At 68.7% G+C, this 14,776-nt stretch carries 13 protein-coding genes and 2 tRNA genes; 14 read left to right on the forward strand and 1 reads right to left on the reverse strand.

Annotated features, from left to right (window positions below; genetic code table 11):
* The first annotated feature begins 220 nt into the window (after nucleotides 1-220).
* Nucleotides 221-646, forward strand: a complete 426-nt coding sequence (locus ACT3TD_RS09770; RefSeq protein ID WP_441588187.1) for a hypothetical protein — start codon at nucleotides 221-223, stop codon at nucleotides 644-646.
* Nucleotides 647-1,061: 415 nt separating this feature from the next.
* Here the strand turns inward: ACT3TD_RS09770 and ACT3TD_RS09775 are convergent.
* Nucleotides 1,062-1,136 (reverse strand) — tRNA-Gly (locus tag ACT3TD_RS09775).
* Between the two features lie 172 nt (nucleotides 1,137-1,308).
* Between ACT3TD_RS09775 and ACT3TD_RS09780 the strand changes: the two genes are divergently transcribed.
* From ACT3TD_RS09780 to ACT3TD_RS09840, 13 genes are all read left to right on the forward strand, one after another.
* Nucleotides 1,309-1,382, forward strand: a tRNA-Pro gene (locus ACT3TD_RS09780).
* Nucleotides 1,383-1,624: 242 nt separating this feature from the next.
* The gene (gene tig, locus ACT3TD_RS09785) at nucleotides 1,625-3,025 is read left to right on the forward strand and encodes a trigger factor (protein WP_441588188.1); all 1,401 of its coding nucleotides are present in this window, start codon (nucleotides 1,625-1,627) and stop codon (nucleotides 3,023-3,025) included.
* Nucleotides 3,026-3,260: 235 nt separating this feature from the next.
* The gene (locus ACT3TD_RS09790) at nucleotides 3,261-3,863 is read left to right on the forward strand and encodes an ATP-dependent Clp protease proteolytic subunit (RefSeq protein WP_301442121.1); all 603 of its coding nucleotides are present in this window, start codon (nucleotides 3,261-3,263) and stop codon (nucleotides 3,861-3,863) included.
* A 21-nt stretch (nucleotides 3,864-3,884) separates the two neighbouring features.
* On the forward strand, nucleotides 3,885-4,550 hold the full coding sequence (locus ACT3TD_RS09795; RefSeq protein WP_441582103.1) for an ATP-dependent Clp protease proteolytic subunit: 666 nt from the start codon (nucleotides 3,885-3,887) through the stop codon (nucleotides 4,548-4,550).
* 330 nt (nucleotides 4,551-4,880) lie between these two features.
* Entirely contained in the window at nucleotides 4,881-5,573 is a 693-nt protein-coding gene (gene pcaH / locus ACT3TD_RS09800; protein ID WP_301442104.1) for a protocatechuate 3,4-dioxygenase subunit beta, read from the forward strand.
* 31 nt (nucleotides 5,574-5,604) lie between these two features.
* Nucleotides 5,605-6,285: a protocatechuate 3,4-dioxygenase subunit alpha gene (gene pcaG / locus ACT3TD_RS09805; RefSeq protein WP_301442105.1), complete on the forward strand. Its 681-nt coding sequence runs from the start codon at nucleotides 5,605-5,607 to the stop codon at nucleotides 6,283-6,285.
* 1 nt (nucleotide 6,286) lies between these two features.
* On the forward strand, nucleotides 6,287-7,585 hold the full coding sequence (gene pcaB, locus ACT3TD_RS09810) for a 3-carboxy-cis,cis-muconate cycloisomerase (protein WP_301442106.1): 1,299 nt from the start codon (nucleotides 6,287-6,289) through the stop codon (nucleotides 7,583-7,585).
* A complete protein-coding gene (gene pcaC / locus ACT3TD_RS09815) occupies nucleotides 7,578-7,973 on the forward strand; it encodes a 4-carboxymuconolactone decarboxylase (RefSeq protein WP_301442107.1) in 396 nt (131 codons plus the stop codon). Before pcaB ends, pcaC begins: the two co-directional genes overlap by 8 nt.
* Complete coding sequence (locus ACT3TD_RS09820) at nucleotides 7,970-9,184, forward strand: 4-hydroxybenzoate 3-monooxygenase (protein WP_441578870.1); 1,215 nt, start codon at nucleotides 7,970-7,972, stop codon at nucleotides 9,182-9,184. The genes pcaC and ACT3TD_RS09820 overlap by 4 nt, the downstream gene beginning before the upstream one ends.
* 3 nt (nucleotides 9,185-9,187) lie before the next feature.
* Entirely contained in the window at nucleotides 9,188-10,522 is a 1,335-nt protein-coding gene (locus ACT3TD_RS09825) for an MFS transporter (RefSeq protein WP_301442109.1), read from the forward strand.
* A 135-nt stretch (nucleotides 10,523-10,657) separates the two neighbouring features.
* Nucleotides 10,658-11,980, forward strand: coding sequence for an MFS transporter (locus ACT3TD_RS09830; RefSeq protein ID WP_441578884.1), 1,323 nt, complete (start codon nucleotides 10,658-10,660; stop codon nucleotides 11,978-11,980).
* Nucleotides 11,977-13,863: a sugar phosphate isomerase/epimerase and 4-hydroxyphenylpyruvate domain-containing protein gene (locus ACT3TD_RS09835; RefSeq protein WP_301442112.1), complete on the forward strand. Its 1,887-nt coding sequence runs from the start codon at nucleotides 11,977-11,979 to the stop codon at nucleotides 13,861-13,863. The genes ACT3TD_RS09830 and ACT3TD_RS09835 overlap by 4 nt, the downstream gene beginning before the upstream one ends.
* Nucleotides 13,864-13,908: 45 nt before the next feature.
* Nucleotides 13,909-14,772: a shikimate dehydrogenase gene (locus ACT3TD_RS09840; RefSeq protein ID WP_301442113.1), complete on the forward strand. Its 864-nt coding sequence runs from the start codon at nucleotides 13,909-13,911 to the stop codon at nucleotides 14,770-14,772.
* The last annotated feature ends 4 nt before the right edge of the window (nucleotides 14,773-14,776 follow it).

Raw genomic sequence — 14,776 nt, forward strand, 5'->3', positions numbered from 1 at the left:
GTGCACTTCTAGGGTCCTGGTTCGGTTCAGATGATTGCTTCGCAACTCTCATCTTGTACCGGCCAGGGCCTCTATATGTTGTGCGACACCGCATCGGCTCCACCGTCAGCTATGCACTACGTATCGCGAAGAGCCAGTTTGCCTGCATTGATGGTTTATGCAGGTGGGGGCCGGTTTTTGGGTGTGCTTTTTAGTGTTAGCAAGTGGTGGCATCGTCAAAATGGCAACGGACGATGAACTGTTCCGGTCCCGTCGAGTGGGGCGCATGATCGAATCGGCGCGCAAGGGTGCGGGCGTGACCCAGGCTGCGGTGCTGGAGGCGCTCGGCAAGGGGACTTCGTACCGGGCGTGGATGCGCGAGGTGGAGACCGGGGAGCGGTTCCGCGGTAAGGGGCCGACCGTGCTGCCGCCTTACGAGTACAAGAAGTTGGCTGGCGTTGTGGGGCTCGATCCGGTGGATGTTCTGTGTGCGGCGGGCGTTCCGAAGGTCGAATGGGGCGGCTTATCGAATAGTAGTTCGACTAATGCTGGTGTTGTTCGCGTCGACGTCACAGGCTTGTCCGACCTGCAGGTTAGAGTGATCGATGACCTCGTCAGGGAACTACGGAAGGTGCCAGATGATGACAAAGAGGACGGCGGACGATAGAACGCGCAATCGAACGAGCTTTGACCTGCTGGTCATCCCCAGCCGGTCACTAGTGATCGCGGGAGGCCACCTGAGTCCCGCAGAGGTCGACCGGGCCCGGTCTGACTGGGCTGCCTACGGCAACAGCGCCCCTGTGGATCCGTCGCTCCGCTGGACCATCGCCCTGTGTAACCCGAAGGGAGGCGAGGGGCGCGTGCACTCCGTGATGCAGATCCCCGCCTACGCCGGCGCATGACCCCGCGCAGCACCGAAGCCCCAGCCGGAATGGCTGGGGCTTCGGTCGGTCCGACGGGGGTAGCGCCGGTTTCGGAGCGCTGGAGCGCTCGCATGGTCGCTACTCTGGGCTGTGCGGACCATTGTCCTGACCTACAGGGCGCCGCAGAGACAGAATGCGGACGATCATGCAGGTCAAGTATGGAGGGAATGACGGGAATCGAACCCGCGTCTTCAGCTTGGAAGGCTGAGGTATTAGCCACTATACGACATTCCCGCTGTTGCGCTGACGACGATACACCACCCTGGCGACGCAGGAAAACCGGCAGGCCCGGCAGGGGAGGTCCGGTAAGCACGCCCCACTGTTGGCCGCGTCCTGCAGGACCCCGTAACATCGGCGCAAGCGCGCCTCCCCGGTGACTGCCCTGCGGTCGAGGCGGGCGCGCGGACGGGATATGGCGCAGTTTGGTAGCGCACTCGCTTTGGGAGCGAGGGGTCGTGGGTTCAAATCCCGCTATCCCGACGGGAACGGATCGGAAGTCGGTTAGGTGAGACCCCGCTGACAACCGCCGTCGGCAACACGATAAAATCTTCAACGACCATTACCGGTGGCAGCCTCCGGCCGTCCCCGCCCTCCCTGTGGTCCGTCGTCAGGCGGGCCGGGTACAGGTGGGGTGGTTGGACCCGGAGGTGACGCGGACGGAACGATCCCGTGGCCCACCGGCCGCAAGTACACAGACCAAGAACACACAGGAGTGTGCATCCGTGAAGAGCTCCGTTGAACAGCTGAGTGCCACCCGCGCCAAGCTCACCGTCGAGGTTCCCTTCGAGGAACTGAAGCCTGAGTTCGACAGCGCCTACAAGTCCCTCGCCCAGCAGGTCAGCCTGCCCGGTTTCCGTAAGGGCAAGGTGCCGGCGAAGATCCTCGAGGCCCGTCTGGGCCGCGGGTCGATCCTCAATGAGGTTCTCAACGAGATGCTGCCGAGCCGCTACAGCCAGGCCGTCGAGGAGAACGACGTCAAGGCCCTCGGCCAGCCCGAGATCGACATCGCCGAGCTCGAGGACAACGACCACGTCACCTTCACCGCCGAGGTCGACGTCCGTCCCGAGATCGAGGTGCCGGACTTCGCCGACCTCTCCGTCGAGGTCGACGCGCTCGAGGCCGACGAGGAGTCCGTCGAGTCCGAGCTGACCAACCTGCGCGCCCGCTTCGGCACCCTCAAGGCCGTCGAGCGCGCCGTGCAGGACGGCGACTTCGTCTCCATCGACCTCGACGCCAGCGTCGACGGCGAGACCGTCGACGAGGCGTCCTCCGAGGGCCTGTCCTACGAGGTCGGCACCGCCTCCCTCGTCGAGGGGCTGGACGCCGCCCTGACCGGCCTCTCCGAGGGCGAGTCCAAGGAGTTCACCACCACGCTGGTCGCCGGCGAGCACGCCGACAGCGAGGCGCAGGCCACCGTGACCGTCAAGTCGGTCAAGGAGCGCGAGCTCCCCGAGCTGGACGACGACTTCGCCCAGCTGGCCTCCGAGTTCGACACCCTCGACGAGCTGAAGGACTCCCTGAAGTCCCAGGTCGAGGAGCAGCTCAAGGGCCAGCAGGCCGCAGCCATCCGCGACAAGGTCCTGGAGGCCGCCCTCGAGAAGACCGAGGTCGCCCTTCCGGAGTCCGTCGTCAAGGAGCAGGTCGACGGCCAGATCCAGCAGCTGGTGAGCCAGTTCGGTGGCGACGAGGCTGTCTTCGAGCAGATGCTCGCCGCCCAGGACATCACCCGCGAGAAGTTCGAGGAGGACGCCCGCGAGGGTGCCGAGGACTCCGTGCGTACCCAGCTGTTCCTGGACGCCCTGGCCGACATCGAGAAGCCGGAGGTCTCCCAGCAGGAGCTCACCGACCACATCCTGTTCACGGCCCAGCGCTACGGCATGGACCCGAACCAGTTCGTGATGCAGCTGCAGCAGTCCGGCCAGATCGCGAACCTGTTCGCCGACGTGCGCCGCGGCAAGGCCCTGGCCATCAACATCTGCAAGGTGACCGTCGCCGACGACAAGGGCAACTCCATTGACCCGAAGGACTACTTCGGTGAGGAGGCCGACCTCAACGAGTCGGCCGACGCCGAGGCCGAGGTCGTCGAGGCTGACGCCGACGCCGAGGAGAAGTCCGACAACTGAGTCGGGTCCACCTCGGGCAATGAACCGCCGCACCGCTGACCTCCGGGTCGACGGGGCGGCGGTTTTCCGTACCCGGACCGCGCCGGCGCGCTGCCCGGACGCCGCCGCGGCAACCCGACCGTGCGCTGTCAGCGAACAGGGCCCCGGAGAGGGGCGTGGCGCCATGCTGTTGACTAGTCTGGTGCACAGTCCAACACGTGAACTTGAGCGAGGAGCATAAGTGAACACTAACGACATGTCTGCCGGTCAGGCGCTGCGCCAGGCGCAGATGGCCTCTACCGCGGGGATGAACCTCAACGACTCGGTGTTCGAGCGTCTGTTGCGCGAGCGGATCATCTTCCTGGGCACCCAGGTCGACGACGAGATCGCCAACAAGCTCTGCGCGCAGATCCTGCTGCTCAGCGCGGAGGATCCCGAGCGGGACATCTCGCTGTACATCAACTCGCCCGGTGGCTCGGTCACCGCCGGCATGGCCATCTTCGACACGATGCAGTTCGCACCGTGCGACGTGGCCACCTACGGAATGGGCCTGGCGGCGTCGATGGGGCAGTTCCTGCTGTCCGCCGGCACGAAGGGCAAGCGGTACGCGCTGCCCCACGCCCGGATCATGATGCACCAGCCGTCCGCCGGCGTCGGCGGTACGGCCGCGGACATCGCCATCCAGGCCGAGCAGTTCGCCCAGACCAAGCGCGAGATGGCCGAGTTGATCGCCGAGCACACCGGCCAGCCGCTGGAGCAGATCCAGAAGGACTCGGACCGTGACCGCTGGTTCACCGCCCAGCAGGCACTGGAGTACGGGTTCGTGGACCGCGTGATCAGCTCGGCGAAGGAGCAGTAAGCAGAGATGGAAAGCAACAACATGAACGGTTACACCCACGCCAGCGAACTCACCGGCCAGGTCTCGGGCGGGCAGATGCCCACCTCGCGTTACATCCTGCCGTCCTTCGTCGAGCACTCCTCCTTCGGCGCCAAGGAGTCCAACCCCTACAACAAGCTCTTCGAGGAGCGCATCATCTTCCTGGGCACCCAGGTCGACGACGCCTCCGCGAACGACATCATGGCGCAGCTGCTCGTCCTGGAGGGGCTCGACCCCGACCGGGACATCACGATGTACATCAACTCGCCCGGTGGTTCCTTCACCGCGCTGATGGCCATCTACGACACGATGCAGTACGTGCGCCCGGACATCGTGACCGTCTGCCTCGGCCAGGCCGCCTCCGCTGCGGCGGTCCTGCTGGCCGCGGGTACGAAGGGTAAGCGTGCGGCGCTGCCGAACTCGCGTGTGCTGATCCACCAGCCGGCCACCCAGGGCACCCAGGGTCAGGTCTCCGACCTGCAGATCCAGGCGGACGAGATCGAGCGTATGCGTCGTCTGATGGAGTCCACGCTGGCCCGCCACACCGGCCAGTCCGAGGAACAGGTCCGTAAGGACACCGACCGCGACAAGTTCCTCACCGCCGAGGGTGCCAAGGAGTACGGCATCATCGACCAGGTCTTCGAGTACCGCAAGCTCTCCACCCAGTAAGAACGGGTAGGACGCTGCGGCGAAGCCGCAGGACGCCGCGGGGACGCGCCGCGCCGGATCACGGATCCGGCGGGGCGCGTCCCCGCGGTTTTTCGTGCGCGTGGGGCATGCACGGCAACGCCGATAGTGCTGCCGACACGTGCTTTGGGAACCCTGAACCCCCCCCTGGGTGACCCCCGATATCACGAGGACGTGAAAGAAACCCCAGCACACGGACCTGTCAGTCGGTAAAACTAGTTCACCCTGCGAACGGCTTTGCGGCCAGCGCACGGGCGGATACCGTGAGACGCACATCACGTTCACCGCAATCCCGCAGAAGGGGTCACGTCCATGGTTCCGATCAGTAACGTCTCCGTCGACGGCAGCTTCGCACCGCTGCACTTCCCGGAGTACCGCACCACGGTGCTCCGCAACCCGAACAACGACCTGCTGATGGTCCCCGAGCGTCTCGGCGAGACCACCGGTCCCGTCTTCGGCGACGGCGCCCTCGGTGCCGAGGACAACGACATGACCAAGGCCAACGGGGGAGAGGCCATCGGTCAGCGCATCTTCGTGCACGGCCGGGTGCTCGGCTCGGACGGCAAGCCGGTGCCGGACACCCTCATCGAGGCGTGGCAGGCCAACTCCGCCGGACGCTACCGCCACAAGAACGACTCCTGGCCCGCCCCGCTGGACCCGCACTTCAACGGTGTGGCGCGCACGATGACCGACAAGAACGGCGTCTACAGCTTCTACACCGTGCAGCCCGGCGCCTACCCGTGGGGCAACCACAGCAACGCCTGGCGTCCGGCGCACATCCACTTCTCCCTGTTCGGCCGCCAGTTCGCCGAGCGTCTGGTCACCCAGATGTACTTCCCAGGGGACCCGATGTTCTTCCAGGACCCGATCTACAACTCCGTGCCGGAGGGTTCCCGCGAGCGCATGATCGCCGCGTTCGACTACGACGAGACCCGCGAGAACTTCGCCCTGGGCTTCAAGTTCGACATCGTGCTGCGCGGGCGCGACGCCACCCACTTCGAGTAGTTCGAGCAGTTCGAGAAGAAGGAGAAGACCGATGATCGACAGTGACCCGACGGGTCCGTTCCGCTATCCCGCCCCCGCCGTCCGCGACCAGGACGACGCCCCGTTCGGCATCATGCCCTCGCAGACGGTGGGCCCGTACGTGCACATCGGGCTCACGACACCCGGCGCGGAGAACATGGTCGACGAGGACGCGATGTCCTTCGCCGCCGGCGAGATCGTGGAGGTGACCTTCTCGGTCACCGACGGTGCCGGGCACCGCGTGAAGGACGCCATGATCGAGCTGTGGCAGGCCGACGTCCACGGCATCTACCCCTCGCCGTTGGACGAACGCTCCGACGAGGGTTCGCTCAAGGGCTGGAACCCGTTGCTCGGCGCGGGTGTGGGCCGGGGCATGGCCGACGAGGACGGGGAGGTCACCTTCCGCACCCGCCGTCCCGGCGCGACGCCGGCGGAAGCCGGAGAAGCAGCCACCGAGGCCCCGCACCTGAAGGTGAGCGTCTTCGCCCGCGGCATCCTGGAGCGTCTCTACACGCGCGCCTACTTCCCAGCGGAAGGTGACTCCGATCTCGCCACCGACCCGGTGCTCGCCGTGGTGCCGGAGGACCGTCGTTCCCGCCTGGTGATGGAGCAGGTGGGGGAGGACTCCTACCGCATGGACATCGTCCTGCAGCACGAGGACGCCACCGCCGAGACCCCCTTCTTCCGGGTCTGACATGGCGAGCACCCGCACCCTCTACAGCGACGTCGCCTCCGGCGACACCACTGCCGCCGACGCGGTGTCGGACGCCGCGTTCGTCGCGCGCATGGTCGACGTCGAGGCCGCGCTCGCGCATGCGGTGGGCGACGCCGGCCTCGTCGATCCGGCCACCGCCGAGGCCACTGCCGACCTCATCGCGTCCACCACCTTTGACGGTGAGGACCTGACCGCGCTGGCCGAGGCGTCCATCGCCGGCGGCAACCCGGCGATCCCGCTGGTGAAGCGGCTGAAGGCCGCGGCCACGGACGCCGGGCTCGAGACCGCGGCGGTGCACCGTGGGGCGACGAGCCAGGACATCATCGACTCCGCCCTGGTGCTGTGCGTGCGCGACGCCGGCGCGGCGATCCTGGCCACCGCCGCCGAACTCACCGACGACCTCGCCGAGCTGGCGGGCACCCACCGTGACACCCCGGTGATCGGCAGGACGCTCGGTCAGCAGGCGGTGCCGACGACCTTCGGCGTCATCGCCGCCGGCTGGTTGCGCCAGACCGACGCCGCGGCGTCGGCGTTGCGCGATGCCCTGGGCGTCCTGCCCGTGCAGTACGGCGGGGCCGCCGGCAACCTGGCCTCCACCGCGCCGAATGGTTTGAGCGTGCACGATGCGCTGGCCACGCGACTGGACCTGGCGTCCTCCCCGCTGGTGTGGCACACCGACCGCCTGCCGTTGGTGCAGGTCGCTACCGCGCTGGCGGCGCTGGCCGGCTCGGTGCGCAAGATCGCCGGCGACGTGATCGTGTTCTCCGCCACCGAGGTCGGGGAGTTGCGCGAGGCCTCGCCCGGGGGTTCCTCGGCGATGCCGCACAAGGCCAACCCGGCCGCCGCCGTCGCCGCCGACGGGTACGCCCGGCGCACCCCGGCGCTGGCGGCCACCATGCTCGACGCCATGGACCAGCGCATGCAGCGCGCCACCGGCGCCTGGCACGCCGAGTGGCAGACACTGCGCGACCTCGTCGCCGCCACCGCCGGGGCCGTCACCCGCACCCGCGCCAGCATCGACGGCATCACCGTGGACACCGCGGCGATGCGCCGCAACCTCGAGCTCACCGGCGGGGCGGTGCTCGCCGAAGCATTGGGACGATACGTCCCGCGCGCCGAGGTCGACGCCGCCGTCGCCGGCGGCACACTGCGCGAACTGATGGACAAGGCCCGGGCGGAGCACGGTTTCAGCACCGACCCGGGGGACCACACCGGGCACGCCGGCGACATCGTCGACGCCGTGTTCAACGACAGGAAAGGCAGCACCCACCATGGCTGACGACTACCAGGCAGGCCGCGACGCCGCGCACGCGAGGGGCATGGCCAACCGCCGCGCCGTCCTCGGCGACGAGCACGTGGACCGCTCCATCGAGAAGAAGACCCCGGTCACCGAGAAGTTCCAGGACTTCATCACCCGCACCGCCTGGGGGGACGTGTGGGAACGCCCCGGCCTGGACCACACCCAGCGCCGCCTGCTGACCATCGCCGTACTCACCGGCGTGGGCAACGACGGGGAACTCGACATGCACATCCGCGCCGCCCTGCGCGCCGGGGTGGACGCCGACACCATCGGCGAGGTGCTGCTGCACACCGCCGTCTACGCCGGCGTGCCGAACTCCAACCATGGCTTCTCCCTGCTCGACGCCGCAGTGAAGGACCTCGCGTGAGGACGCAGGTCGCCATCATCGGCGCGGGTCCGGCGGGGCTGACCCTGTCGCACCTGCTGCACCTCCACGGTGTGGAGTCGGTGGTGCTGGAGTCGCGTTCGCGCTCGGAGGTGGAGACCACGGTGCGTGCCGGGATCCTGGAGCAGGGCACCCTGGAGCTGATGCGCCGCACCGGCGTGGCCGAGCGCATGGAGCGCGAGGCCGACATCGACGAGGGCATCGAGATCTCCGTGCAGGGTGAACGCACCCGCATCGCGTTGACCGAGCTGACCGGGCACACCGTGGCGGTGTACCCGCAGCACGAGTACCTCACCGACCTCGTCGCCCGGCGTCTCGCCGACGGTGGCGCGGTGCTCTTCGACACCACCGTGGACGCCGTCGAGGGGACCGAGTCCGCTGCCTCCGCCGAGGGGCCCGTGGTCGTCGACTACACCGACGGCGCAGGACGCCACGGCCAACTGCGCGCGGACTACGTGGTCGCCGCCGACGGGTCCGGCTCGCCGCACCGCGCGAGCGTCACGGCGTCCGGCACGTCCGGCACAGCCGGCTCAGGCCGGCACCGTCACGAGTACCCCTACGCGTGGTTCGGTGTGCTGGTCAACGCGCCGAAGACGCAGAAGGAGCTCATCTACGCCACCCACCCGGAGGGCTTCGCGCTGATCTCCACCCGCTCGGAGACCGTGCAGCGCTACTACCTGCAGTGCGACCCGTCCGACACGGTGGCCGACTGGTCGGACGCCCGGATCTGGGAGGCGCTGCACACCCGTGCGGACTCCCCGGACCTGCAGGTCAGCGAGGGGGAGATCTTCGACAAGGCGGTGCTGCGCTTCCGCTCGGCGGTGAGCGAACCCATGCAACGCGGCCGCCTGCTGCTCGCCGGCGACGCCGCCCACACCGTCCCGCCCACCGGGGCCAAGGGCATGAACCTCGCCATCGCCGACGTCGCCGTGCTCGCCCCCGCACTCGTGCGCGTGCTGCGCGGCGACCCGGGCCTGCTCGCCGACTACTCCGACATCGTCCTGCCGCGCGTGTGGCGGGCCCAGCACTTCTCCTGGTGGATGTCGTCGATGCTGCACCAGACGCCGGACGCCACGACCTTCGAGTCGCGTCGGCGCCTGTCCGAACTGTCCTGCGTCCTGTCCTCCGAGGCGGGACGCCGTTACCTGGCCGAACAGTACGTCGGCCGCGATCTTCCCGAATTCGAGGTCTGAGACGTGAACACCACCGTGAACACCACGACACCACGCTCCACCGCCACCGTGACCGTGCTGTGCTGGATCGCCGTCCTGCTCGACGGTTTCGACCTGGTGGTCCTGGGCACCACCCTGCCGTCGATGCTCGACGACCCCGGCTGGGACCTCACCGGCGCCCAGGCCACCCAGATCAGCACCATCGGCCTGGTCGGAATGACCATCGGCGCGCTGGTCATCGGGTTCCTCACCGACAAGCTGGGACGCCGCCGCGTGCTGATCACCGCGGTGTTCCTCTTCTCGGTGTTCACCCTGTTCCTGGCCTTCACCACCAACGTCGCCTGGTTCTCGCTGTGGCGCTTCCTCGCCGGGGCGGGCCTCGGCGGCGCGCTGCCGACGGCGATCTCCCTGGTCACCGAGTTCCGTTCCGGACGCAAGGCCGGTTCGGCGTCCACCACCCTGATGACCGGCTACCACGTGGGCGCGGTGCTGACCGCCCTGCTGGGCATGTTCCTCATCGACGCCGCCGGCTGGCACGCGATGTTCATCGCCGGGGCCGTCCCGGGCCTGATCCTGGCCCCTGCACTGTTCCTGCTGCTGCCGGAGTCGCCGGCGTACCTGCGCATCACCGGCCGGGTGGAGCAGGCCGAGGCGATCGAGGCGTCCTACGGGCTGCAGGTCGACACCGAGATGGACACCCTGCAGGCGCAGGAGGAGGGCGACAACTCCGGTGGTATCCGTGCCCTGCTGCAGCCGACCTTCCGGCTCAACACCATCGCGATCTGGGGCACCTCGTTCATGGGCCTGCTGCTGGTCTACGGGCTGAACACCTGGCTGCCGCAGATCATGCGCGCGGCCGACTACGACCTGGGCAACTCCCTCGCCTTCCTCATGGTGCTCAACGTCGGCGCGGTCGTGGGCCTGTTCATCGCCGGACGCGTGGCGGACGTGCAGTCGCCGCGGCGCACCGCACTGCTGTGGTTCCTGCTCTCGGCGGTGTTCCTGGCACTGCTGGCCATCCGCCTGCCGTTGGTGGGGCTGTACGTGATCGTGTTCCTCACCGGTGTGTTCGTGTTCAGCTCCCAGGTGCTGATCTACGCCTTCGTCGGCGAGAACCACCCGTCCTCGGTGCGCGCGACGGCCATGGGCTTCTCCGCGGGCATCGGACGCCTCGGCGCGATCTCCGGGCCGCTGCTCGGCGGCGTGATGGTCACCGCCGGCATCGCCTACCCGTGGGGCTTCTTCGCCTTCGCGCTGGTCGGCCTGCTCGGCTTCGCGATCTTCTCGTTCTCCCGTACGCTGCGCCCGTCCACCCTTGCCGCGGTGGAGAAGGACGCCGCCGACACCGTGCACTCCTGACCTCTCCGACCGTCCACTCTCCATAAGGAGGATCCGGTGAAACCCTCATCATCCACCACACCCGCCGTCGTCGCGCCGGCAACCGCCGACGAGACGGGCGGACACCCGACCGGGAAGACCCCGAAGCGCGCGGCGCTGTCCAGCTGGATCGGCTCCGCACTGGAGTACTACGACTTCGCCGTGTACGGCACCGCCGCCGCGCTGGTCATCAACGTCCTCTTCTTCCCGCAGGGCACCTCGCCGGGAGTCGCCGTGCTCGCCGCGATGGCGACCGTCGGCATCGCCTACGTGGTCCGCCCGCTGGGCGCGCTGGTCATGGGGCCGCTGGCCGACCGCTTCGGACGCAAGTTCGTGCTGATGCTGTCGCTGTTCATGATCGGTGCGTCCACGTTCGTCGTCGGCTGTCTGCCGACCTACGGGCAGGTCGGGCTGCTGGCCCCGCTGCTGCTGGCGCTGTGCCGCATCGTGCAGGGCATCTCCGCCGCCGGCGAGCAGGGCAGTGCCATCGCGGTGTCGCTGGAGCACGCCGAGGAACGGCACCGCTCCTGGACGACCGCCTGGACGTTGCACGGCACCCAGTTCGGTACGTTGCTGGCCACCGCAGTGTTCATCCCCTTCACCGTCTTCCTGTCCGAGGACGCCCTGATGAGCTGGGGTTGGCGCGTGCCGTTCTGGCTCTCGGCGTTCGTGGTGCTGATCGCCTGGGTGATCCGTCGCCGACTCGAGGAGCCGCCGGCGTTCCAGGAGAAGGCCGCCGAGGACGGGAAGGAGACCGGGCAGGAGGACGAGTCCACCCGCCACAACCCGCTGCGTCTGGTGCTCGCGCACCACCGTGCCGCGGTGGTGCGGGTGGCGGTCGCCTCGATGATCAACACGATCAACATCGTGTTCACCGTGTGGTCGTTGTCCTTCGCCACCTCGATCGTGGGGCTGGACCGCTCCACGATGCTGTGGGTCACCGTGACCGGCAACCTGTGCGCGCTGGTGTCCATCCCGCTGGCGGGTTCGGCCGCCGACCGTTTCGGACGAAAGAAGGTCTTCATCACCGGTGCCCTGGGCGCCGCGGTGGTGATGTACCCCTACCTGATGGCCGTCAACGCCGGGAACTGGCCGCTGATCTTCGTGCTCGGCGCGGTGATGTTCGGCCTGTTCTACTCCATGGCGAACGCCACCTGGCCGGCGTTGTACGCCGAGATGTTCCCGACCTCGGTGCGTGTCACCGGCGTGGCCCTGGGCACGCAGATCGGGTTCGCGCTCTCCGGTGGTTTCGCCCCGGTGCTGGCGTCCCTGGTCGCCGGCAGCCAGGGTGACAACTACCTCGGGGTCGCGGTGTTCTCCACGGTGGTGGCGGTGCTGGTGTCGTGTGCGATCGCGACCACCCGGGAGACGGCGTTCATGAGCCTCAGCGAGATCGACGACGACAAGACAACCGTGCAGGAAGAGAAGGAGAACCGATGAGAACGTCCATCGCCACCGTGTGCCTGTCGGGCACCCTCGCCGAGAAGCTGCGCGCCGCCGCCGACGCCGGCTACGACGGCGTGGAGATCTTCGAGCAGGACCTGGTCGTCTCCCCGCACTCCCCGGAGCAGATCCGGGCCCGCGGCGAGGAACTCGGCTTAAGCTTCGACCTCTACCAGCCCTTCCGTGACCTTGACGGGGTCGGGGAGGAGCAGTTCGTCGACAACCTGCGGCGCCTGGAAGCGAAGTTCGCCATCATGCGGCGCCTGGGCATCGAGATGATCCTGATCTGCTCGAACGTCGGCTCGGCCACCGTCGACGACGACGAGGTCTGCGCCGGGCAGCTGCGCCGCGCCGGCGAGCTCGCCGCCGGCTACGGCATCCGCCTGGCCTACGAGGCCCTGGCCTGGGGGAAGTACGTCAACACCTACCGGCACGCCCAGCGCATCGTGGACCTGGCCGACCACCCCAACGTGGGCACCTGCCTGGACAGTTTCCACATCCTCTCGCGCGGCGACGACCCGTCCGGCATCCCGGACATCACCGACGGCAAGATCTTCTTCGTGCAGTTGGCGGACGCCCCGGCACGCGACATGGACCTGCTGTCCTGGTCGCGTCACCACCGCGTGTTCCCCGGGGAGGGCGACTTCGACCTGGTGGAGTTCCTGCGGCTGCTCACCGTCGCCGGTTACGACGGTCCGGTGTCGCTGGAGATCTTCAACGACTCCTTCCGCCAGGCCGACGTGGCACGCACCGCCGTGGACGGGCTGCGTTCGCTGCGCTGGCTGGAGGACCAGGTGCACCGCGAACTCGACGCGAGCTACCCGGTCGGCCTGACCCCGTTGCCGGAGGCCACGGTCCCGGACGCCTACAGCTTCGTGGAGCTGCACACCGGTCGTCTGGGCGAGATCACCAAGCTGCTGCACCAGCTGGGTTTCGTGCTCGGCGGCTACCACCGCAGCAAGGAGGAGTTCCAGGTGTGGGTCCAGGGCGAGGCACGCATCGTGGTGCGCGACCTGGGGCCCACCGGCAGCGACACGGTGATCGACAGCTTCGGGGTGGACGTCGTCGGCGCAGGACGCTCCGCGGCGCGCGCCGTGGCGCTGTCGGCGCAGCCGATCGTGCGGCAACGCCGCGAGGACGAGGCGGACATCCACGGGGTGTACACCCCCGACGGCACCGGCATCTTCTTCTGCGAGACCCCTGCCCAGGCCGCCGACGCCATGCCGGTGTGGGCCGAGGAGTTCGGCCTGATCGGCGAGGACGTGGCCGGCATCGCCGCGGTCACCGACGCCCGCCCGCGGGTCACCGGTGTCGACCACGTCGGCCTGGCGCAACGCTGGCACCGGCACGACGAGGCGGCGCTGTACTTCACCTCGGTGCTGGGGCTGCAGGCCCACACCCCGGACGCGGTGCCCAGCCCGGCGGGCTACGTGCACTCCCGTGTGATGTCCGCGCCGCACGGCGACTTCTCGCTGACCCTCAACGTCGCACCCGAGGGCAGTGAGCAGGGCGACTTCCTCGCGGCGTCCTACCCGGAGCACGTCACCCTGGAGGTGGACGGGATCATCGGGCTGGCGCGCCGGGCGCGCCGGCGCGGCCTGGAGATGCTGCCGGTGCCGGACAACTACTACGACGACCTCGTCGCCCGGTTCAACCTGGACGAGGACACCGTGGCCGAGCTGCGCGAGTGCAACGTGCTCTACGACCGCGACGACCACGGCGAGTACCTGCGGTTCTACACCGGCACCCTGGGCACGATGTTCTTCGAGCTCGTCGAACGCCGCGGCGACTACGCCGGCCACGGGGTGGACAACACCCCGGTGCGTCTGGCCGCGCAGTACCGGGTGCTGCGCGACGCAGCCCGCGGCATCCCCAGCTGAGACCAACACCCACCCAGAACACCCACCGAGAGAAGGATATCCACCATGAGCACCACCCCCGCCCGTAGTTTCCTGTTCGGCCTGATCGGCTCGGACCTGTCGCTGTCGCGCACCCCGCCGCTGCACGAGGCCGAGGGCCTGGCCCAGGGCCACCCCACGGTGTACCGCCGCCTCGACGTGCTCACCGACCGCCTGGAGTCGCGTCCGCTGGAGCAGCTGCTGTCCAGCGCGATCGACATGGGCTTCGACGGCCTGAACATCACCCACCCGTTCAAGCGTGAGGCCCTGGACCTCCTCGACGACGTCGACCCGGTCGCCGCCCGCCTGGGTTCGGTGAACACCGTCGCCATCCGCGACGGGCGCACCACCGGGCACAACACCGACGTCACCGGCTACGCCCGGGGCCTGTCCGAACAGCTGCCGGACGTGGCCAAGCGTGCCGTGGTGCAGGTCGGCGCAGGGGGAGTGGGCAACGCCATCGCCTTCGCCCTGGCCGAGGCCGGGGTGCAGGAGCTGCAGATCCGCGACGTCGACGCCGAACGTGCCGCCGAGCTCGCCGACAAGCTCAACACCGCCACCGGGACGTCCGTGGCCACCGGCGGTGGCCCCGACGGCGTGGAGGACGCCGTCGCCGCGGCGGACGGGGTGGTCAACGCCACGCCGTTGGGGATGCTCAGCCACCCCGGGACGTCCTTCGACACGTCCTGCCTGACCCCGGGGCACTGGGTCAGCGACGTGGTGTACATGCCGGTGTCCACCCAGCTGCTGCAGGAGGCGGCGGCCGCGGGCTGCCGCACCCTCGACGGCACGCACATGGCCGTCTACCAGGCGGTCGACGCCTTCGAGCACTTCACCGGGCTGGCCGCCGACGCCGACCGGATGCGCGCCACCTTCCACTCGCTGGGGTAGGGCG

It is taken from the genome of Corynebacterium sp. AOP36-E1-14, assembly GCF_052377495.1.
GTDB lineage: Bacteria > Actinomycetota > Actinomycetes > Mycobacteriales > Mycobacteriaceae > Corynebacterium.

What these genes read in the sequence shown, in the direction of transcription:
- pcaC (WP_301442107.1), top strand. Translation starts at nt 7,578, where the DNA reads ATGGCTGACGACTACCAGGCAGGCCGCGACGCCGCGCACGCGAGGGGC.
- ACT3TD_RS09795 (WP_441582103.1), top strand. Translation starts at nt 3,885, where the DNA reads ATGAACGGTTACACCCACGCCAGCGAACTCACCGGCCAGGTCTCGGGC.
- pcaB (WP_301442106.1), top strand. Translation starts at nt 6,287, where the DNA reads ATGGCGAGCACCCGCACCCTCTACAGCGACGTCGCCTCCGGCGACACC.
- ACT3TD_RS09770 (WP_441588187.1), top strand. Translation starts at nt 221, where the DNA reads ATGGCAACGGACGATGAACTGTTCCGGTCCCGTCGAGTGGGGCGCATG.
- ACT3TD_RS09840 (WP_301442113.1), top strand. Translation starts at nt 13,909, where the DNA reads ATGAGCACCACCCCCGCCCGTAGTTTCCTGTTCGGCCTGATCGGCTCG.
- pcaG (WP_301442105.1), top strand. Translation starts at nt 5,605, where the DNA reads ATGATCGACAGTGACCCGACGGGTCCGTTCCGCTATCCCGCCCCCGCC.
- pcaH (WP_301442104.1), top strand. Translation starts at nt 4,881, where the DNA reads ATGGTTCCGATCAGTAACGTCTCCGTCGACGGCAGCTTCGCACCGCTG.
- ACT3TD_RS09835 (WP_301442112.1), top strand. Translation starts at nt 11,977, where the DNA reads ATGAGAACGTCCATCGCCACCGTGTGCCTGTCGGGCACCCTCGCCGAG.
- ACT3TD_RS09790 (WP_301442121.1), top strand. Translation starts at nt 3,261, where the DNA reads ATGTCTGCCGGTCAGGCGCTGCGCCAGGCGCAGATGGCCTCTACCGCG.